General features: G+C 64.9%; 17 protein-coding genes. 10 read left to right on the top strand and 7 right to left on the bottom strand.

Annotated features, from left to right (window positions below; genetic code table 11):
* Positions 1 to 44: 44 nt before the first annotated feature.
* The 6 genes from CHB96_RS01255 to CHB96_RS01280 all read left to right on the top strand — a co-directional run bounded on the left by CHB96_RS01255 (position 45) and on the right by CHB96_RS01280 (position 7,434).
* Positions 45 to 1,259 carry a thiolase family protein gene (locus CHB96_RS01255; protein WP_089242744.1) on the top strand — a complete coding sequence of 405 codons (1,215 nt, stop codon included), beginning with the start codon at positions 45 to 47 and terminating at the stop codon, positions 1,257 to 1,259.
* Positions 1,256 to 3,361, top strand: a complete 2,106-nt coding sequence (locus CHB96_RS01260; protein WP_089242745.1) for a 3-hydroxyacyl-CoA dehydrogenase NAD-binding domain-containing protein — start codon at positions 1,256 to 1,258, stop codon at positions 3,359 to 3,361. The genes CHB96_RS01255 and CHB96_RS01260 overlap by 4 nt, the downstream gene beginning before the upstream one ends.
* Positions 3,362 to 3,477: 116 nt before the next feature.
* A complete protein-coding gene (locus CHB96_RS01265; RefSeq protein WP_089243041.1) occupies positions 3,478 to 4,227 on the top strand; it encodes an SDR family oxidoreductase in 750 nt (249 codons plus the stop codon).
* A 195-nt stretch (positions 4,228 to 4,422) separates the two neighbouring features.
* The gene (locus CHB96_RS01270; protein ID WP_089243042.1) at positions 4,423 to 5,820 is read left to right on the top strand and encodes a sugar porter family MFS transporter; all 1,398 of its coding nucleotides are present in this window, start codon (positions 4,423 to 4,425) and stop codon (positions 5,818 to 5,820) included.
* 33 nt (positions 5,821 to 5,853) lie between these two features.
* Positions 5,854 to 6,138, top strand: a complete 285-nt coding sequence (locus tag CHB96_RS01275; RefSeq protein ID WP_089242746.1) for a YciI family protein — start codon at positions 5,854 to 5,856, stop codon at positions 6,136 to 6,138.
* 51 nt (positions 6,139 to 6,189) lie between these two features.
* Positions 6,190 to 7,434 carry an alpha/beta hydrolase family protein gene (locus tag CHB96_RS01280; protein WP_089242747.1) on the top strand — a complete coding sequence of 415 codons (1,245 nt, stop codon included), beginning with the start codon at positions 6,190 to 6,192 and terminating at the stop codon, positions 7,432 to 7,434.
* Here CHB96_RS01280 and dxs read toward each other — a convergent pair.
* Positions 7,431 to 9,311, bottom strand: a complete 1,881-nt coding sequence (dxs, locus tag CHB96_RS01285; protein WP_089242748.1) for a 1-deoxy-D-xylulose-5-phosphate synthase — start codon at positions 9,309 to 9,311, stop codon at positions 7,431 to 7,433. The genes CHB96_RS01280 and dxs overlap by 4 nt on opposite strands.
* A gap of 184 nt (positions 9,312 to 9,495) precedes the next feature.
* Between dxs and glsA the strand changes: the two genes are divergently transcribed.
* Positions 9,496 to 11,322: a glutaminase A gene (gene glsA / locus CHB96_RS01290; protein WP_089242749.1), complete on the top strand. Its 1,827-nt coding sequence runs from the start codon at positions 9,496 to 9,498 to the stop codon at positions 11,320 to 11,322.
* 45 nt (positions 11,323 to 11,367) lie between these two features.
* Here the strand turns inward: glsA and CHB96_RS01295 are convergent, their stop codons facing one another.
* Together CHB96_RS01295 and CHB96_RS01300 are read right to left on the bottom strand one after the other, a co-directional pair.
* Positions 11,368 to 12,126 (bottom strand): anti-sigma factor, encoded by a 759-nt coding sequence (locus CHB96_RS01295; protein WP_089242750.1) that lies wholly within the window; start codon positions 12,124 to 12,126, stop codon positions 11,368 to 11,370.
* A complete protein-coding gene (locus tag CHB96_RS01300; RefSeq protein ID WP_089242751.1) occupies positions 12,123 to 12,872 on the bottom strand; it encodes a sigma-70 family RNA polymerase sigma factor in 750 nt (249 codons plus the stop codon). Before CHB96_RS01300 ends, CHB96_RS01295 begins: the two co-directional genes overlap by 4 nt.
* 125 nt (positions 12,873 to 12,997) lie before the next feature.
* Between CHB96_RS01300 and CHB96_RS01305 the strand changes: the two genes are divergently transcribed.
* Positions 12,998 to 13,984, top strand: a complete 987-nt coding sequence (locus tag CHB96_RS01305; protein WP_176444059.1) for an ATP-binding cassette domain-containing protein — start codon at positions 12,998 to 13,000, stop codon at positions 13,982 to 13,984.
* Positions 13,981 to 14,820 carry an ABC transporter permease gene (locus CHB96_RS01310; RefSeq protein WP_089242753.1) on the top strand — a complete coding sequence of 280 codons (840 nt, stop codon included), beginning with the start codon at positions 13,981 to 13,983 and terminating at the stop codon, positions 14,818 to 14,820. The genes CHB96_RS01305 and CHB96_RS01310 overlap by 4 nt, the downstream gene beginning before the upstream one ends.
* Before the next feature lie 8 nt (positions 14,821 to 14,828).
* Here the strand turns inward: CHB96_RS01310 and CHB96_RS01315 are convergent, their stop codons facing one another.
* Positions 14,829 to 15,356, bottom strand: coding sequence for a CGNR zinc finger domain-containing protein (locus CHB96_RS01315; protein WP_176444060.1), 528 nt, complete (start codon positions 15,354 to 15,356; stop codon positions 14,829 to 14,831).
* A gap of 26 nt (positions 15,357 to 15,382) precedes the next feature.
* Between CHB96_RS01315 and CHB96_RS29530 the strand changes: the two genes are divergently transcribed.
* Positions 15,383 to 15,532: a hypothetical protein gene (locus CHB96_RS29530; RefSeq protein ID WP_176444061.1), complete on the top strand. Its 150-nt coding sequence runs from the start codon at positions 15,383 to 15,385 to the stop codon at positions 15,530 to 15,532.
* A 3-nt stretch (positions 15,533 to 15,535) separates the two neighbouring features.
* Here CHB96_RS29530 and CHB96_RS01320 read toward each other — a convergent pair whose 3' ends face one another.
* From CHB96_RS01320 to CHB96_RS01330, 3 genes are read right to left on the bottom strand one after another with little or no spacing between them, the layout of a single operon-like run.
* A complete protein-coding gene (locus CHB96_RS01320; RefSeq protein WP_089242755.1) occupies positions 15,536 to 16,525 on the bottom strand; it encodes an iron-siderophore ABC transporter substrate-binding protein in 990 nt (329 codons plus the stop codon).
* 60 nt (positions 16,526 to 16,585) lie between these two features.
* Positions 16,586 to 17,851: a class I SAM-dependent RNA methyltransferase gene (locus CHB96_RS01325; protein ID WP_089243043.1), complete on the bottom strand. Its 1,266-nt coding sequence runs from the start codon at positions 17,849 to 17,851 to the stop codon at positions 16,586 to 16,588.
* Positions 17,852 to 17,865: 14 nt separating this feature from the next.
* A complete protein-coding gene (locus tag CHB96_RS01330; RefSeq protein ID WP_089242756.1) occupies positions 17,866 to 19,863 on the bottom strand; it encodes an APC family permease in 1,998 nt (665 codons plus the stop codon).
* Between the last annotated feature and the right edge of the window lie 131 nt (positions 19,864 to 19,994).

The following is a 19,994-nucleotide window of genomic DNA, read 5'->3' on the forward strand; positions in this document are numbered from 1 at the left end:
GTCGGCCGGGCAAGAACGTCCGCATAAGTCGGGAGGATCGAAGCGTGTCCACCACCTCACAGCGGAATGTCGTGTTCGTCGACGGCATCCGCACACCGTTCGGCAAAGCAGGCCCGAAGGGCATCTATGCCGACACCCGTGCCGACGACCTCGTCGTCAAGGCGATCCGCGAACTACTCCGCAAGAACCCCAATCTCCCTCCCGAGCGAATCGACGAGGTCGCCATCGCCGCGACCACGCAGACAGGCGATCAAGGTCTGACCATCGGCCGCACCTCGGCACTGCTTGCGGGCTTGCCCCGTAGCGTCCCTGGCTTCGCCATCGACCGCATGTGCGCCGGTGCGATGACCTCGGTCACCACCACCGGCTCCGGCATCGGATTCGGCCAGTACGACGTCGTCATCGCCGGCGGAGTCGAGCACATGGGACGGCACCCGATGGGTGAGGGCGTCGACCCGAACCCCCGCTTCCTCGCCGACAAACTCGTCGACCCGAGTGCGCTCGTCATGGGCAACACGGCCGAGAACCTGCACGACCGCTTCCCGACCATCACCAAGGACCGCACCGACGCATACGCGGTGGCGAGCCAGGACAAGTACGACGCCGCGAAGAAGGCCGGCTACATCGCCGACACGCTCGTGCCCGTCGCCACCAAGTCCGCCGCGGGCTGGGGTCTGGCCACCGAGGACGAGCCTCCTCGCCCGGGAACCACGATCGAGGATCTCGCGAAACTCAAGACGCCGTTCCGTCCCGCCGGTCGCGTGACCGCAGGCAACGCTGCCGGCCTCAACGACGGTGCGACCGCAGCAATCCTCGCCGGCGAGGACACCGCGCACGAACTCGGACTGAACATCGGCATGCGCCTCGTCGGCTTCTCGTTCGCAGGTGTCGACCCGGCTGTCATGGGCATCGGCCCGGTTCCGGCCACCGAAAAGCTGCTTGCCCGAACAGGATTGAGCATCGACGACATCGGTCTGTTCGAGATCAACGAAGCATTCGCGATCCAGGTGCTCGCGTTCCTCGAACACTACGGAATCGCCGACGACGACCCGCGCGTCAACCAGTGGGGCGGCGCCATCGCCTGTGGCCACCCGCTCGCCTCCTCGGGAGTGCGTCTGATGACCCAGCTGAGCCGTCAGTTCGCCCAGAACCCCGACGTGCGCTACGGCCTGACGACCATGTGCATCGGCCTCGGCATGGGCGGATCCGTCATCTGGGAGAACCCGAACCACGCCGATTACTCGGGAGCAGCCAAATGAGCGACATTACCACTGCGTTCACCGACGAGGTCGTCACCAACGCATTCACCAAGATCGTCTCCGTGCCCGGCCTCGACGGGCCGATCGCATTGGTGACGCTCGACAACGGCCACGACCACACCAAGCCGTCGACGTTCGGCCCCGGCGGACTCACGCAGCTCGACGCGGCCCTCGACGAGGCTTTCGCGGCCAACCCCGTCGCGATCGCCGTGACCGGCAAACCGTTCATCTTCGCGGTCGGTGCCGACCTCAACGGTGTGCCGAACATCGAGACCAAGGACGAGGCGCTCCAGATCGGGCAGCTCGGCCACAAGGTGTTCCGACGCCTGCGCGAGTCCGAGATCCCGACGTTCGCGTTCATCAACGGCGCGGCACTCGGCGGCGGACTCGAGGTCGGTCTGCATTCGCACTACCGCACGGTCGCGGAGAATGCTGCCGCACTGGGCCTTCCGGAGGCATTCCTCGGACTGGTTCCCGGATGGGGCGGAACGCAGTTGCTGCCCAACATCATCGGCGCGTCGAACGCCGTGACGGTGATCATCGAGAACTCGCTCAACCAGAACCGCACACTGAAACCGCAGCAGGCACTCGACCTCGGTATCGCCGACGCGATCTTCGGCGGCGCCGACTTCATCGAGCAGTCGCTCGCGTGGGCAGCTCAGGTCGTCAAGGGCGAGATCACCCCTGCCCGCCCGGAGATCGATCGCGGACAGGCATGGGACGACGCGGTCGCGCGCGCCAAGGGCATCGTCGCGGGCAAGACCGGGAACTTCGCACCGGGACCCGTCGCGGCCGTCGAGTTGCTCGAGCTCGCCAAGTCTACCGACATCACCGACTCCGCTTCCCTCGACAAGGCTTTCGCGGCCGAGGACGAGGCACTGTCGACGTTGCTCGTCAAGGACGAACTGCGTGCGGGTCTCTACGCGTTCGACCTGGTGCAGAAGCGCGCGAAGCGTCCCGCGGGTGCGCCGGACAAGTCGTTGGCGCGCAAGATCTCCGGTGTCGGCATCGTCGGTGCGGGACTCATGGCAAGCCAGCTCGCCTTGCTGTTCGTTCGTCAGTTGAAGGTTCCGGTGATCCTCACCGACATCGATCAGGAGCGCATCGACAAGGGCGTCGGCTACGTGCACGGCGAGATCGACAAGTTGCTCGGCAAGAAGCGCCTGTCCCCCGACGCCGCCAATCGCCTGAAGGCTCTCGTGTCGGGTTCCATCGACAAGGCCGCGTTCGCGAAGACGGATTTCGTCATCGAGGCAGTGTTCGAGAACCTCGACGTGAAGAAGAAGGTGTTCGCCGAGGTCGAGGAATTCGTCTCTCCCGAGACGATTCTCGCGACCAACACGTCCTCGCTGTCGATCACGAAGATGGCGGCCGACCTGAAGCATCCCGAGCGGGTCGTCGGCTTCCACTTCTTCAATCCTGTTGCCGTGCTTCCTCTTCTGGAGGTCGTCAAGGGTGAGAAGACGGACGACGCCACGCTCGCAACGGCGTTCGCCACGGCGAAGACGCTCAAGAAGTCGGCCGTGCTGTCCGCCGACCTCCCGGGCTTCGTGTTCAACCGCCTCGTCACTCGTGCGTCGGGTGAGATCATCGCCGCGATCGACGAAGGAACTCCCTTCGAGGTGGCAGACGGCGCAGTCGGTGAACTCGGCATGCCGATGAGCCCGCTGACGTTGCTCGCGCTCGTCGGGCCTGCCGTCGCCCTGCACACCGCGGAGACCCTCGCCGAGGCGTACCCGGATCGGTTCAAGGATTCCGCAGGCTTCCGCGCGCTCGTCGACGCGAAGAAGCCGGGCGTCTGGACGTACGGTCCCGAAGGACAGATCGTCGACCCCGAGGTCGCCGCGCTGTGGCCGCAGGGAGATTCACCGTCGACCGCCGAGCAGGTTCTCGATCGGACCCGTCGTGCATTCGCCGACGAGATCCGCATCATGCTCGACGAGGGTGTGGTCGCAGCACCCGAGGACATCGACCTGTGCCTGCTCCTCGGCGGCGGCTTCGGTTTCTGGAACGGCGGCATCACCCCGTACCTGGACCGGACCGGCACGTCGGAAGCCGTGACCGGCAAGCGATTCCTGGAACCGGGCGTCGCGAACGTCTGAGCCCGTCACGTCGAGATCGAGGTTGTGCACGTCTTTCGGCTGAAATTCGTGCACAACCTCGATCTCGGCGTCACAATCGCCTGGGCTGCCTCGTCCGAAGTGGTATGACACAGAACATGAGAATCGCAGTCGCAGGGGGCACCGGCGTCGTCGGAAAACACGTCGTCGAGGTGGCGCGAGAGCGCGGGCACGAGGTGGTGGTCCTGACGCGGTCGGCGGGTGTCGATCTGACCACCGGATCCGGGCTTCCCGACGCGTTGGCCGGGGTCGATGTGGTGATCGACGTCTCGTCGAAGCAGACCATGTCGGCGAAGGAGTCGACGACGTTCTTCACCACCGTCACTCGGAACCTGCTTTCGGCCGAGAAGACCGCCGGCGTGAAGCACCACATCGCGCTGTCGATCGTCGGCATCGACTCGGCGCCGCACATGTACTACGCGGGCAAGGTGGCACAGGAGAAGGCAGTGCAGGACGGCGATGTGCCGTGGACGATCCTGCGGGCGACGCAGTTCCACGAATTCGCGACACAGGTCTACGGCCAGATCAAGGTGGGCCCGCTCGTCGTCGTCCCGAAGATGCGGTCCCAACCGATCGCGGCGCGCGAGGTCGCTGAACGACTCGTCGAACTCGCTGAAGGCGTGCCAGCAGGGCGCGTGAAGGATCTCGGCGGTCCAGGGGAGGAACGGGTAGCCGAAATGGTCCGCCGGTACGCCGCAGCCGTGGACGGAACGCCCGCGCACCTCGGCGGGAAGATCGTCGAGGTGCCCATTCCCGGCGCCTACGGAAAAGCCATGCGCGACGGCACGCTTCTCACGGGCATCGACGCCGATCGCGGCACACAGACGTTCGCGGAGTGGCTCGACTGAATCGACGTTCCGCCGACATCGAAGTTGCGTACCGAATTCAGCGAATTCCGCGACACAACCTCGATCTCGGCGGTCGGGTCGGGTAAATCTTCGGCTCGAATCCGCCGATTTTTCCCACGGCATCCCTGGTGCGGGTCCATGATGACCTTCAGACCATCGTCGCCGCTGGTCCCGACCGCGAAAGCAGGATTCGCCATGACGCAATCTGCAGAACGCCACACTGCGAAAGTCATCGGAGTCACCGTCGCCGCCGCGGTCGGCGGCTTCCTGTTCGGTTTCGACAGCTCGGTGGTCAACGGTGCGGTCGACTCGATTCAGGAGAACTTCGGCCTGACGTCGTTCGTCACCGGGTTCGCCGTTGCCATCGCGCTTCTCGGCTGTGCGGTCGGCGCATGGTTCGCGGGGCGACTCGCCGACAGTTGGGGCCGTAAACGCGTCATGCTGCTCGGGTCGGCGCTGTTCACGATCTCTTCGCTCGGTTCGGGTTTCGCGTTCAGCGTCCCCGATCTGATGCTGTGGAGGGTCCTCTGCGGTCTCGGAATCGGCATCGCCTCGGTCATCGCGCCGGCGTACATCTCCGAGATCGCACCTGCTCGATTCCGCGGTGGTCTGGCGTCGCTGCAGCAGCTCGCCATCACGATAGGAATTTTCGCTGCGCTGCTGTCCGATGCGGTGCTGCAGAATGCGGCGGGCGGGCCGTCGAACGATCTGTGGTTCGGCCTCGAAGCATGGCGGTGGATGTTCCTCGTCGGCGTCGTGCCCGCGCTGGTCTATGGCTTCCTCGCGACGCTCATTCCCGAATCACCGCGGTACCTCGTCGGCAAGCATCTCGACGAGGAAGCCGCGCGCATTCTCGGTGAGGTCTCGGGTGAGCTGAATCCCGGCGAGCGTGTCAAGGAGATCCGTCTGACGCTTCGCAAGGAAGCCAAATCGTCGTTCAAGGACATTCGTGGTCCGAAGTTCGGACTGCAGCCGATCGTCTGGGTCGGCATCACGATGGCGATCCTGCAACAGTTCGTCGGTATCAACGCGATCTTCTACTACTCGACGACGCTGTGGAAGTCGGTAGGGTTCAGCGAGAATCAGTCGTTCGTGACGTCCGTGATCACGTCGATCATCAATGTCACCATGACGTTCGTCGCGATCCTGTTCGTCGATCGAATCGGTCGTAAGAAGCTGCTGTCGGTGGGCTCGGTCGGCATGTTCGTCGGACTGGTCCTCGCGGCGGTCGCGTTCTCGCAAGCCGTCGGATCGGGCGACGACCTGACCCTGCCCGACCCCTGGGGTCTGGTCGCGCTGATCGGTGCCAATCTGTTCGTCATCTTCTTCGCCGCCACCTGGGGTCCGATCATGTGGGTGATGCTCGGCGAGATGTTCCCCAACAACATCCGCGCCGTCGCGCTCGGCCTCAGCACGGCAGCGAACTGGGTCGCCAATTTCACCATCACGTTGGCGTTCCCACCGTTGTCCCAGTCCATCGGGCTCGCGTTCATCTATTCGTTCTTCGCTCTGTTCGCGCTCCTGTCGTTCTTCTTCGTCAGGTTCAAGATCCGCGAGACCAAGGGGATGGAACTCGAGGACATGGTCCTGTAGCAATCGTCGACACTCCCGAAAGAGTGAACCGAAATGGCAATGTTCGTCGTCGAGTACTCGTACACACCCGAATCGTCCGCCGGACGCGACGATCACCGCACCGACCATCGTGCGTGGCTCACCGAGCTGGTTCGACGCAAGGTGGTTCGATCCTCCGGACCGTTGGCCGATCACACCGGCGCGATGTTCATCGTGCAGGCATCCGACGAGGATGCCGTCAGGCGACTGTTCTCGCACGATCCGTTCGTGCTCGCCGACCTCGTCGCCGACATCAAGATCTCGGAGTGGACACCCGCGATGGGTGAATTCAGTGGGTGAGATTTCCGATAGACCGACGACGACTGTCCGCGCCACGCGCATTCTGTCGGCATGCCTCGCACACCTTCGTTCCTGACGCATCCACATCAGGCGTTCACGGCCGGGTTCTACCGTAACGACGACTTCGACTTCCAGGTGCGTCTCGCGCTCGGAGCGGCCGCGTTCGGAGCAACCGACGCCGGGGAAGTCCTGTCCACGATCGCGCCTGTCCGCGACAACGACCACGACGCGTGGTTCGAGGCGTGGATCGAGCTCGGCACTCGCGTGCGATCCCTCGCCGACGCGTCGGCCGAGAAAGGACACGATGTCAGCGCGGCGCAGGCCTACCTGCGTGCAGCAACCTATTTCGCGATCGCGGTCGACTCGGTCGCCGGACTGGACAGCGACGACCAGTTGCTGCCGACCTTCCGCCTGCACCGCTCGGCATGGGATCGCTTCGTGGACACGACGTCGCATTCGGTGGAACGGATCGAGATCCCGTACGAGGACGGGCCGATGCCGGGCTACGTCTTCCGCCCGTCGGGCGATGGAGCCCGCCGCCCGACGTTCGTCATGGTCAACGGAAGCGACGGTGCGCTGACGTCACTGTGGTCGTCTGGAGCGGCCGGGGCGTTGGCGCGCGGCTACAACGTCGTCATGTTCGACGGGCCCGGCCAGCAATCGATGTTGTTCGAGCGCAGTATCGGATTTCGACCCGACTGGGAAGCCGTCGTGACACCGGTCGTCGACGTCCTCGTGGCTCGTCCGGACGTCGACACGGACAAGCTCGCGCTGTACGGAATCAGTCAGGGCGGGTTCTGGGTCCCCCGCGCTCTCGCATTCGAGCATCGCTTCGCCGCGGCTGTGCTCGATCCCGGTGTCGTCGACGTCGCGACCAGTTGGACCGGCCACTTTCCGAAGAACATGATCCGAATGCTCGACGACGGCGACCGCAAGACCTTCGATCGCGATATGGCACTGGGCATGAAGGTCTCGAAAGAGACTGCGCGGGAATGGAACTTCCGGGCTCGCCCGTACTGCACGGACGGATATTTCGACACCGTGATGGAAGTACGCAAGTACAACCTGGACGGCCTACTCGGCAAGATAGACACTCCGCTGTTCGTGGCGAATCCCGAGGACGAGCAATTCTGGCCCGGCCAGTCCAAGCAACTAGCCGACGCGGTGTCCGCGGACGCCCACGTGTCCGACTTCACCGCCGCCGAGGGCGCCAACTACCACTGCCAGCCGATGGCGCGGACCCTGACGGATCAGCGGATGTTCGATTGGCTCGACGACACACTGGCCGAACGCTAGACCGCTTTGGACCACTCGACGATGCGCTGCGCGACGTCCTCGGACGTGAGCCCGATCTCGCGGTGAATCTGTTCGCGTGAGGCGTGGTCCAGAAAACGTTGCGGCACACCGACGTCGCGGCACACCGTGTCGATACCCGCGGCGCGGATCGAGGCGGACACACTGGATCCGACACCGCCGTTCACGCCGGAATCCTCCAGCGTCACGACGAGCCGATAGTCGTCGGCGAGCGTCACGAGCGCCTGTGGAACGGGCAGCACCCAGCGCGGATCGACGACGGCGACCGAAAGTCCTTGCGCGGTCAGCTTCTTCGCCGCGTCCAGTGCCAACCCCGCAAAGGCGCCGACGGACACGATCAACACGTCACGGTCACCCGACTCGGGCTCTGCGAGCACGTCGACGACACCGTCCAATCGCCGTATCGCCGGAACATCTTCCGTCACAGCACCTTTCGGGAACCGCAACGCGGTCGGACCGTCGTCGACCGCAAGTGCTTCACCGAGTTCCTCGCGGAGCGTCGCGCAGTCGCGGGGCGCCGCGACGCGCATGCCCGGCACGATGTTCAGCAGCGACATGTCCCACATGCCGTTGTGGCTCGCACCGTCGGATCCGGTCACGCCTGCCCGATCCAGGACCAGGGTCACCGGAAGTTTCAACAGCGCGACGTCCATCAACAGTTGGTCGAACGCGCGGTTCAGGAACGTCGAATACACCGCGACGACCGGATGCAGCCCCCCGAGCGCGAGTCCTGCGGCCGACGTCACTGCATGTTGTTCGGCGATACCGACGTCGAACATGCGGTCGGGGTAGGCCTCGCCGAACGCAGCGAGGCCGGTGGGACCTGCCATCGCCGCGGTGATGGCTACGATGTCCGGCCGATCGGCAGCCCGGTCGATGAGTTCCTGCGAGAAGACCGACGTCCAGTCCGGGTCGGACACCGATCGCGCGAGACCGGTGAGCGGATCGATCACACCCGTGGCGTGCATCTGATCGGCGACGTGGTTCTCCGCATGGGCATAACCCATGCCCTTACGCGTGACCGCATGGACTATGACGGGACCGCCGTACGCCTTGGCTCGACGCAGCGCGGACTCGAGCGCAGGTTCGTCGTGGCCGTCGACGGGACCGAGGTATTTGATCCCGAGATCGGTGAACATGACCTGAGGGCTGATCGCGTCCTTCACACCGGCTTTCATGCCGTGCAGCATCGCGTACGCCGTCTTGCCGACGAACGGAATCTTGCGCACGATCCGGCGACCGTTGTCGAGAGCACGTTCGTATCCGGGCTGCAACCGAAGGGCGGCGAGGTGCTCGGCGAGCCCGCCGATCGTCGGCGCATAGGAGCGTCCGTTGTCGTTGACGACGATGACGAGCGAGCGGTCCTTGCCTGCGGCGATGTTGTTGAGTGCCTCCCAACACATACCGCCGGTGAGCGCACCGTCACCGACGACAGCGACCACGTGGCGATCGGTCTGCCCGGTCAGCTGGAATGCCTTGGCGAGACCGTCTGCGTAGGACAACGAGGCCGACGCGTGCGACGACTCGACCCAGTCGTGTTCGCTCTCGCCGCGCGCCGGGTAGCCGGACAGACCGCCCTGCTTGCGGAGCGAATCGAACGCCCCTGCCCTGCCGGTGATGATCTTGTGCACGTAAGCCTGGTGCCCGGTGTCGAAGATGATCGGGTCGTCGGGCGAGGAGAAGATGCGATGCACTGCGAGCGTCAACTCGACGACACCCAGGTTGGGTCCGAGGTGCCCGCCGGTCGCGGACACCTTCTCGACGAGGAAATCACGGATTTCGCCGGCCAGATCGGCTACCTCGGACGGGGCCAGAAGGCGCAGGTCCTCGGGCGTCTGAACACGAGCTAGGACACCCAACGAGATCGCTCCCTTCGGCCGGTGAAATTTCGGTTTCGATCAGCACAGTCTACGTAGACCACCGAGGCCACGAGCCCCGACAACACGTTCCAATCGACAATACTGTGGTCTGCTCCGTCCGCCCAACCACACCCGCGCGTCCATGGTCACATCGAAACCGGAAGCCGCAGCATAGGGTTGCCTCATGACGACGGTGGTCGACGACATTCTCCAACGCGTCTTCGACGCGTGCCGCGGCGAGAGCTCGGGGGCGGTGGCCGACTACATCCCGGAACTCGCCGAGGTCTCCCCCGACGGTTTCGGGATCTCCCTGGCGACGAGCGACGGGTACCTGTACGAAATCGGCGATACACGCACCCCGTTCACCATCCAGTCGATCTCGAAGCCGTTCACGTACGGACTCGCGCTCGCCGACAACGGTGAAGACGCGGTCGCACGGAAGATCGACATCGAACCGTCCGGTGAGCCGTTCAACGAGATCAGCCTCGATCCCGTCACCGAGCGTCCTCGCAATCCGATGATCAACGCGGGAGCCATCACCTCGGCATCACTGATCCACGGGCAGACCGCCGAGGAGCGGTTCGAACGGATTCGGCAGTCGTACTCGCTCTACGCGGGCAGGCAGCTGGAGTTCAACGACGCGGTGTACCGCTCGGAAGCGAAGACGGGCAACCGAAATCGTGCGATCGGATACATGCTGCGGTCGTTCGACATCGTCGAGAACGATCCCGACGCCGCCGTCGACCTGTACTTCCGTCAATGCTCCATCGACGTCACTGCGGCCGACCTCGCCATGATGGCCGCGACCATGGCGAACAACGGCGTGAACCCACGAACGGGGCTGCGCGCGTTGTCGCCGGTTCTCGTCGAGCGAGTGCTCAGCGTCATGACGACGTGCGGTATGTACGACGGCGCAGGCGACTGGGTCGCGAAGGTCGGGCTGCCCGCGAAAAGCGGCGTCGGCGGCGGAGTGCTGGCCGTGTTGCCGGGTCAGATGGGCATCGCCGTCTACTCACCGAGGCTCGATTCACACGGAAACAGTGTGCGCGGTGTGGCGGCCTGCCGCCGGCTCTCGCGCAAGTTGGAACTGCACTTCCTGCACGTTCCGCGCGCATCGGCGTCTGCGGTACGCGGCCGATACACGGTCGCCGAGGCCCCGTCGCGCAAGCGCCGCAGCGAGATCGAACAGGATGCGTTGGCACGATTCGGTCATCGTGCCCGGGTCTACGAGCTGCACGGCGACCTGCTCTTCTCCGGCGCCGAGACGGCCGTGCGGGAGATCGGCACGCTGGACGAGGACCTCGATGCGCTCGTGCTGGACGTGCGCGGCGTCGACGACGTCAGCGACATCGCCCGCAGCATGTTCGACGACCTGAGCACACAACTCGGGAAAAAGGGCTGCCACGCCGCGTTCGTCGACCCTCGCGGTGTCCTCGGGCATGCCACGTCCAGTATCGACCCGAACGATCCCGGCGGACGTGTGTTCGCCGACCTGGGCTCGGGGGTCAGGTGGGCAGAAGAGCGAGTGCTGGACCGATATTGCGTCGGTCCACGCCAGCCCATGGCGATCTCCGCGGGTGAGCATCCGGTGTTCGCCGGCCTGACGCCCGAGCAGTACGCACGAGCGTCGGCAGTGACGGAAATCCGGCACTACGCCCGCGGCGAGACCATCGTTCACGCCGGCGACCACGCAGCAGGATTGTTCCTGGTCCTGATCGGCGAGGTCAGTTCGACCTACGAGGCACCAGGCGGATTTCGGCACCGAATCTCGACGCTGTCCCCGGGCATGAGCTTCGGCGAGATGCCGTTGCTGGCGGGCACGACGTTCCTGCTGGACTTCTGCGCGGACACCGACTTGACCGTCGCCGTCATCTCCGTGGCCGATTTCGAATCGCTCACGGTCGATGCACCGGAAGTGAAGCTCGGACTGCTGAGCAACCTGGCGTCGGGGGCCTACATGCAGATGAACATAGCGATCAAGTCGCTGGGGCAGTTCGGCATCGGGCGCTGACCTTCCTACGCGAACGCATATGCGTTCGCGTAGGAAGGGTGACCGCTACGCCGTCAACGTCACCATCGTCAGCACGTCGGTGGGTTGCGGCGAACCGCCTGCGGGCTCGAGCGAGAACGCGAAGTTGGTCGACGTTCCCATCCCGTCGATTACGGTCTCGTCGCCGTTCGCCAGCTGATCGGAGGTCACCAGACCGACCGATCGAGGCGTCCCGTCGACGAACCACATCTGGTAGTCCTTGCCTGCCTCGGGTGCCGGAACACCGTCGAGCGTGACGACGACCGAATCGGAGTCACGCGAGTACGACACAGTTGCCGTTCCGCCACCGGGGAATTCGGCAACGGCCTGACGCGCGTCGGGCGCTGCGACGATCTGCTCGGCTTGCGTCGGACTCGGATCGTTGCCCAGCACCTGCGTCGCCACGACCGCACCACCCACCGCTACGACGACGGCAGCAGCGGCCGCCATCAACGTGGTCCGCCACTTGGCGTTTCGCCGACCACGATGGCGTGCCATGCTGGTCACGTTCGAGCCCTCGCCTGGCGTCGGCGCGGACTGCACGTGATTCGGAATTTCTTCCAGCACACGCATTCTCAGTTCGGCTGGTGGTTCGACTGCATCGAGCACCGATACCAACGCCAGCGTCTCCTGGATCTCGCTGACGAGGATGTTGAACTGGACGCGCGCAGTGTCGTCCACCGACCGAAGGTCGCTCTCGATCTCGGCATGCTCTGCTTCGCTGACCGCGTGGAGTGCGTACACCTCCGCGGCGTCGAGCAGTCGTTGTCGTGATGCCTCACTCACGAGGGTGTCACCCCCAGACATGTCTTCAACTTGATCAATCCGTCCCGTATTCGCGATTTGATGGTCGGCACGGCTACATCGAGCCGCTCGGCCACCTCGCGGTAAGTCCAACCGCTGTAGTAAGCCATTCGTACCGATTCACGCTGTGTATCGGTGAGTGTGTCGAGGCACGCAATCACTGCGTCCGACTCGAGTCGCTGCGTGACCGCTTCGAGCACCTCGTCGTGCTCCGGCGAGTGGCTGATCGCGCCGTAAGCGGCCTCGCGATCGGTACCGGATTGCTCGGACCGAACGCGGTCGACAGCACGGCGGTGCGCCAACGTCATGATCCAGGCGAGCGGGCTCCCCTGGTTCGGGTCGTAGTTGGGTGCCGACCGCCAGACCTGCAGGAACACTTCCTGCGTCGTCTCCTCGCTGTACCCCGGGTCACGAAGAACCCGCAGCACCATGCCGTAGACGCGCGCCGACGTGGCGTCGTACAACTCGCCGAACGCACGTTGGTCACCTCCGGCGACCGCGAGCATCAAGCGCCGAAGGCGCTCGGCCTCGTCCGCGCGCAAGTTGCGCAACTGCGCACTCGGAACGGCACATGCCGGTCCATCGGCGTCGTCCTGCATCGACGGGGTGTCTTCTGGCCCGGACGTTCCCTGGTGGGACGAACCCGGACTCGGGCTACTGCTCACCGGAACGAGGTCCCAACTGCTTCGACTCTGATCGCGTTCATTGATCAAGAGAGTAGTGCTCATATCGCTTTCACACCGAAACCTCCGCGTTTTCCCGCCGCACAACACATTCGGTACATGTCACGAATTGGATGGCCGAGCAGGAAAAACATTTGCGGAACGGGGCCGAGTCGGACAATCTTGGACGAATGGGACAGCAACCGGCTATCGAGACCTCAGGCTTGATCAAACGGTTCGGCGACACGGCCGCCGTGGACGGAATCGACCTCTCGGTGCCGACGGGCGGCGTGTACGGGGTCCTCGGCCCCAACGGGGCAGGGAAGACGACGACCATACGCATGCTCGCGACGTTGTTACCGATCGACGGCGGGGCCGCTCGGGTGCTCGGTCACGACGTCGCCAACGAAGCCGACGCGGTGCGCAGCAAGGTCTCCCTCACCGGTCAGTTCGCGTCGCTCGACGAGGACCTCACCGGCACCGAGAACCTGGTCCTGCTGGCGCGGCTCTACGGCTATTCGAGGCCTGCGGCACGAACACGCGCCGAGGAGCTGCTGACCGCCTTCGGAATCGCCGACGCGGGAAGCCGTCAGGTGAAGACGTACTCCGGCGGCATGCGTCGACGCATCGACATCGCGGCCAGCATCATCGTCACACCGGAACTCATCTTCCTCGACGAACCGACCACCGGCCTCGACCCTCGCAGTCGAAATCAGGTGTGGGACATCGTCCGCGCGCTCGTCGCCGGAGGCACGACCGTCCTGCTCACGACCCAATATCTCGACGAGGCGGATCACCTTGCCGGCCGTATCGCCGTGATCGACCGCGGACGAGTCATCGCAGAAGGAACGACGAGCGAACTGAAGGCATCGGTCGGCGCAGGATCACTGGAAGTCCGAGTGCTCGACCCGGCGCAGCGCAATGCCGCAGCCCAGATTCTGCGGACGATTCTGCGCGAGCAGATCATCGAGGAAGCCGACCCCGCCGCTCTCGCCGCCCGCCTGGACTCCACGTCGTCCGTGGCGGCTGCGCTACCCGCCTTCGAGGAGGCGGGAATCGGGATCGCGTCGTTCGCCATCGGCCAACCGAGCCTCGACGAGGTCTTCCTCGCATTGACCGGACACACCACCGACGACGAGAGCGGCGACAACCACACGATCGGGGAACCTGCGTCATGACCGTTTCCACCACCAAGCCCACGGACTCCACCGACGCGGTGTCCGACGTCCTACGCGCAGCAGGCCCTCGGCCTGCCCGCCCGTCGGCGCTGTCGACGTCGCTGTCGTTCGGGTGGCGTGCGCTGCTGAAGATCAAGCACGTCCCGGAACAGTTGTTCGACGTGACGATGTTCCCGATCATGTTCACCCTGCTGTTCACCTACCTCTTCGGTGGGGCACTCGCGGGGTCGACCAACGCGTACATCCAGTTTCTTCTGCCCGGCATCCTGGTGCAGACGGTCGTCATGATCACGATGTACACGGGCGTGACGATCAACAAGGACATCGAGAAGGGCGTCTTCGACCGGTTCCGGTCGCTCCCGATCTGGCGGCCGTCTCCGCTCGTCGGCGCCTTGTTCGGTGACGTCGTTCGTTACTCGTTGGCGTCGGTGATCGTGTTGATCCTCGGCTTGATCATCGGATTCCGCCCCGAAGGCGGACTCGTCGGCGTCGTCGCGTCGGTACTGCTGCTGCTCGTGTTCTCGTTCTGTCTGTCGTGGGTCTGGACCATGATCGCGATGATCGTGCGCACCGAGGCCGCCGTGATGGGCGTCTCGATGTTCATCCTGTTCCCACTGACTTTCGCCAGCAACATCTTCGTGGATCCTCAGACCATGCCGGGGTGGCTACGTGCCTTCGTCGAGGTCAACCCGGTCAGCTTTCTCGTCACGTCGATTCGGTCACTGATGGCCGGTGACCCCGACACGACCAAGTTGATGGTCACCGCCGCGATGTGCGCCGGATTCCTGGTGATCTTCGGGCCGCTGACGATGCGTCTGTACAACCGCAAGACCTAGGGCTCGGTTCACGCTCGCGACGCGGCTCGGGCACGATGCCGCCGAACCGCGTCGCGATTGGAACATGCGGTGCCGCAATACCGTTGACGGCCCGTGCGGGAGACGTCTGCGAAGACGAGCGAACAGCCTTCTGCCGCACAGCGACCGAGACGCGTCATCCCCCTGGTGGTCAGGTGCAGCGCGGTTCCTACGCTGACCAGCGCCCTGATCACCGCTCCGAGTGGAATGTTCGGATCACGGTAGTGCATGTGCCATCCGTCACCGGCGTGGTTCGTCAAGCGCGGGTACGCCGACGCGCGAGCCAGCATCCCGTTCAGAAGCTGGGCACGCGACTCGTCGCAATCTGCGTCGACCACGGTTGCCCACTCCTCGAGAAACGCGAGCGCGTCGGCCAGGTCCGCGTCGGTGGGCGTTGTGTCGACGACGAGTCCGCCGTCGACACAACGCCTGCCGAGTTCGTCCGCCGACGTCGGAGGTGTGTTGTACAGATCGACACCCAGCTGCACCGCATATGTTCCGTAAGGGTTGATATGCATAAGACCATTACAGCACAGTGGACGACATGACCACACACGAACATGCATGGACCACCACGAGCCGGCACGACACGAGCGAAGGCCGCGTCACCTACCAGCACTGCACATGCGGCGCGCAGCAGATCCTCGCCAGCCACTTCCCCGAGCGCGGCCGACTCGCGGTGATCGCGCCCTGACCTCTAGCCTCGAAGCCGCTCGGCGAGTAGAGGAACCACCGCATCCAGTGCGTACTCGGTCGACAGAATCGAGTTGGTCGAGTAGGACTTGGCGACGACCGGATCCTCGAAGACGATCGAACGACCGTCCTGCACGGCGGGAATGTTCTGGAACAGCGGGTTGCCGGTGACGTCGGACGCCGACGTCTGGATCGGGAAGATCACGACAAGGTCGGCCTCGAGCAGACTCAGTTCCTCGTCCGAGATCGGGACCGAGAAGCCCTTCGGCGGGAGCGCGTCGATCGTCGGGTTCGAGACGAAGCCGAGTTTCTTCATGAACAGCAAGCGGCTGTTGTCGGCAATGTATGCACCGTAGCCGCTTCCGCTGAACGCGCCGACGGTGATCGTCTTGCCTTCGAACTCCGGATTCTCGGCCGCTGCGGCAGCGAAGTCGGCGTCGATACCGTCGAGCAGTTCGGCGCCCTTCGCGGACTCGCCGAGTGCAGCCGATACCATCGTCACCTGCTGCTCGAGCGAAGTCAGGTAGTTGTCGGCTCCCTCGGGCAGCGCGATCGTCGGTGCGATCTGCGACAACCGGTCGTATCGATCCTGATCTCCCGAGCTCTTCGTATCGAGGATGACATCGGGTTCCAGTGCGGCGACGGCCTCGTAGGACGGCTCCTGAGTCCCGATGATCTCGGGCGACGTCTGGTACAGCCCTTCCGCCCACGGCCCGACGCCGTCACCGCCGAAGGCAAGCCAATCGCTCGCGCCGACGGGTTGCACACCGAGCGCGAGAGCCGTTTCGGCGTCGGCCCATCCCAGCGCAACGACCCGCTGAGGCTTGGAGTCGACGGTGACATCGCCGAACTTGGTGTCGATCGTCACCGGGAATGCACCCTCCGACGATTCCGTGGTCGGGTCGGGTGTGTCACCCGCGTCCGACGAGCACGAGACCAGCGCGCCGACGGCGAGCACCGCGGCGGCGAGGGAGGACAAGGACGATGTTCGCATTCTGGACAGCACCCGGTCACGCTACTGCACGCCGTCGGCGCTCGGGGCGGTGCCGTTTCGTCAGCGCACGAACAGTCCGATGCATTCGACGTGGTGGCTGAGTGGGAAGGCATCGAACGCACGGACCTCCGCGAATTCGAAGCCCGCGGCACGATACAACGCCGTGTCACGGGCGAACGATGCTGGATCACAACCGATGTGGACGACACGACGAGCGTCGGTCGCCTCGATCGCGGATACGACCTCCTTGTCCGCGCCGGAACGCGGCGGATCGAGCACCACCACGGATGGAGACGGAAGAGTCGCGATCACACGCTCGACTCGGCCGGGAACGAATTCGACCTGCGCCGAGTCCTCGAGCGCCGCCGCACCGTCGGACGCGGCACGTCGCGAGAACTCGACGCTCACGACCCGGCCCGACGACCCGACACCGCCGGCCACGCTCGCCGCGAACACGCCCACTCCCCCGTAGAGATCCCACGCGACGGCCCCTGGCTCGACGTCGGACCACTCCGCGACCACGTCGCTGTACCGCTGCGCCGCATGCCGATGGGCCTGCCAGAAGCCGGTCGCGTCGAGTTCCCATTGCCGTTCCGACACGTATTCGTGCGGGCGCCCAGTGCCGTCGACGATCTTCTCCGGGCGGGGCCGTGATGCAGCTGCTCGACGCGCCGCAGCCCCGCGACGTCCGGGCGAGCGACGACCGGTCCGCGACACCGCTGCGGGTGCGATCTCGACGACGTGGCGCACGTCGTCGCCGTCGACGGCGACTGCGAGTTCGCTTCCCGGACGCCACCGTTCGGCGTCGAGGCCGGTGAAGGCACCTGGAATCACCTGCGGGCAGCTCAGGTCGGTGACGAGCGTCGAACTGCGGAATCGGTGGAATCCGGCCCGGCCTGCCCCGTCGACCCCCAGCCGTACGCGGGTGCGCCAGCCGGTTCCGTCGTCGTTACCGGGCAGCGCTTCGACGGTGATGTCGCGTTCGACACCGGCGATGCGTCGCAGTTGCTCGGCGACGACCGATGCCTTCATCGCGCGTCCGGCGGCGACGGTCGCGTGCGAGTAGTCGCAGCATCCCGATCCGCCCGGGCCGGAGATCGGGCAGACCTGCGGGATCCGGTCGGCCGATGCCGAGACGATCTCGACCGCGTCGGCGCGGCAGAACGATCCACCGCGATCCTCGGTGACCTTCGCGCGCACGACTTCTCCGGGAAGACCGTGCCGCACGAACATGACGCGGCCGTCGTGTCGGGCGACGCAGAAGCCACCGTGACCGGGCGGTCCCAGAGTGACCTCGACAGTGCGGCCGAACCAGTTCTCCGTCATCGAATCCTGTCCTGTCACGGCGTGTTCGGGGGTTCGTAACCGCGGCGGGACGCACCCGGCGCGTTCTCGACCGACTCCCGTTTCGCCTTCTCCGACGAATGCAGCTGCCACGGCACGCTCGTGACCATGACTCCCGGCTGGAACAGCAGCCGGCTCTTGAGCCTCAGCGCACTCTGGTTGTGCAGGATCTGCTCCCACCAGTGCCCGACGACGTACTCCGGAATGAACACGGTCACGACGTCGCGGGGCGAATCGCGTCGGACACGCTTGACGTAGTCGAGAACAGGCTTGGTGATCTCGCGATACGGGGACTCGACGACCTTCAGCGGAACGGTGACATCGCTGTCCTCCCATTCCCTGACCAGAGTGCGTGTGTCGGCTTCGTCGACGTTGACCGTGACGGCCTCCAGCGTGTCCGGCCGAGTAGCCCGCGCGTACGCCAACGCCCGCAGCGTCGGCATGTGCAGCTTGCTCACCAGCACGATCGAGTGCGTACGGCTTGGGAGCACCCCGTCCCACTCCTCGTTCTCGAGCTCACGGGCGACGGTGTCGTAGTGCCGGCGGATCATCCGCATCAGCACGAAGATCGCGATCATGGCGACGATGGCGATCCACGCGCCTGCTGCGAACTTCGTGATAAGGACGATCACCAACACTGCACCCGTCATCGCGAGACCGACGCTGTTGACGATCCGCGAGCGGTACATGTGCCGTCGGGAATCCGGGTCCTGCTCGGTACGGAGCAACCGTGTCCAATGTCGGATCATGCCGGTCTGGCTCAGTGTGAACGAGACGAACACTCCGACGATGTACAGCTGGATCAGCTTGGTCACCTCGGCGCCGAACACGACGACGAACGCGATCGCGGCACCGGACAGGAACAGGATTCCGTTGCTGAACGCGAGACGGTCGCCTCGGGTGTGAAGTTGGCGGGGCAGGTAGCGGTCCTGCGCGAGCACCGAACCGAGGACCGGAAAGCCGTTGAACGCGGTATTGGCGGCGAGCACGAGGATCAATGCCGTGACGATGGTGATGAAGAAGAATCCGATCGGGAAGCCTTGGAAGACCGTCTCGGCGAGCTGTGCGATGAGCGTCTTCTGGTGGTAATCCGCCGGCGCCCCGATCAGCTGCTCTCGCGGGTCGAGCGCGTACTTGATGCCGATCTTCTGGGCAAGCACGATGATGCCCATCAGCAGGGTGATGCCGATGACGCCGAGCAGGAGCAGCGTCGTCGCCGCGTTGCGCGACTTCGGCTTCCGGAATGCGGGGACACCGTTGCTGATCGCTTCGACTCCGGTGAGCGCAGCGCATCCCGACGAGAACGCGCGGGCGATCAGGAACGCGAACGCGATGCCGTACAGATGGGAGTCCTCGGCCTTCAGCTCGAACCCTGCCGACTCCGCGTGCAGGTCTTCACCGAACACGTAGACCCGGATCAGGCCCCACGCCAACATCAGGACCATCCCGATCATGAAGGCGTAGGTCGGAATCGCGAACGCGGCACCGGACTCACGAATGCCGCGCAAGTTGATCGCGGTGATGAGCACGATCGCGACGACGGCGAACAGAACCTTGTGCTGGGCGACGAACGGAACAGCGGAACCGATGTTCGACGCGGCCGCCGAGATCGAGACGGCCACGGTCAGGACGTAGTCGACGAGCAGCGCACTTCCCACCGTCAGGCCTGCGGTCGGACCGAGGTTCGTGGTGGCGACCTCGTAGTCGCCGCCGCCCGACGGGTAGGCGTGGACGTTCTGTCGATAGCTGGCGACCACGACGGCCATCACGACACAGACGGCGAGGCCGATCCACGGAGTGAACGCGTATGCCGAGATACCCGCGACGGACAGAACGAGGAATATCTCCTCGGGTGCATAGGCGACGGACGACATGGCGTCCGAGGCGAACACGGGTAGAGCGATGCGCTTCGGGAGCAGAGTGTGGCCGAGCTTGTCGCTGCGGAACGGCCTGCCGAGCACTAGCCGCTTGGCGGCTGTCGAAAGCTTGGGCACGGTGAGAGCCTAGGCGCACTCGTCGCCGATGCGGTCATCAGGAGCGTGGAAACGATCGACTCGGGACACCTCCGCTCGATTCAGCTCACGCGGACCGATACGTTGGTGCTGGCCGGTGGAGACTTCTCGAT

It is taken from the genome of Rhodococcoides kyotonense (assembly GCF_900188125.1).
Classification (GTDB): Bacteria; Actinomycetota; Actinomycetes; order Mycobacteriales; family Mycobacteriaceae; genus Rhodococcoides; species Rhodococcoides kyotonense.

Coding starts and splice junctions, on each gene's coding strand:
- CHB96_RS01260 (WP_089242745.1), top strand. CDS start 1,256: ATGAGCGACATTACCACTGCGTTCACCGACGAGGTCGTCACCAACGCA.
- CHB96_RS01265 (WP_089243041.1), top strand. CDS start 3,478: ATGAGAATCGCAGTCGCAGGGGGCACCGGCGTCGTCGGAAAACACGTC.
- CHB96_RS01270 (WP_089243042.1), top strand. CDS start 4,423: ATGACGCAATCTGCAGAACGCCACACTGCGAAAGTCATCGGAGTCACC.
- CHB96_RS01275 (WP_089242746.1), top strand. CDS start 5,854: ATGGCAATGTTCGTCGTCGAGTACTCGTACACACCCGAATCGTCCGCC.
- CHB96_RS01280 (WP_089242747.1), top strand. CDS start 6,190: ATGCCTCGCACACCTTCGTTCCTGACGCATCCACATCAGGCGTTCACG.
- glsA (WP_089242749.1), top strand. CDS start 9,496: ATGACGACGGTGGTCGACGACATTCTCCAACGCGTCTTCGACGCGTGC.
- CHB96_RS01300 (WP_089242751.1), bottom strand. CDS start 12,872: ATGAGCACTACTCTCTTGATCAATGAACGCGATCAGAGTCGAAGCAGT.
- CHB96_RS01305 (WP_176444059.1), top strand. CDS start 12,998: ATGGGACAGCAACCGGCTATCGAGACCTCAGGCTTGATCAAACGGTTC.
- CHB96_RS01310 (WP_089242753.1), top strand. CDS start 13,981: ATGACCGTTTCCACCACCAAGCCCACGGACTCCACCGACGCGGTGTCC.
- CHB96_RS01315 (WP_176444060.1), bottom strand. CDS start 15,356: ATGCATATCAACCCTTACGGAACATATGCGGTGCAGCTGGGTGTCGAT.
- CHB96_RS29530 (WP_176444061.1), top strand. CDS start 15,383: ATGACCACACACGAACATGCATGGACCACCACGAGCCGGCACGACACG.
- CHB96_RS01320 (WP_089242755.1), bottom strand. CDS start 16,525: ATGCGAACATCGTCCTTGTCCTCCCTCGCCGCCGCGGTGCTCGCCGTC.
- CHB96_RS01325 (WP_089243043.1), bottom strand. CDS start 17,851: ATGACGGAGAACTGGTTCGGCCGCACTGTCGAGGTCACTCTGGGACCG.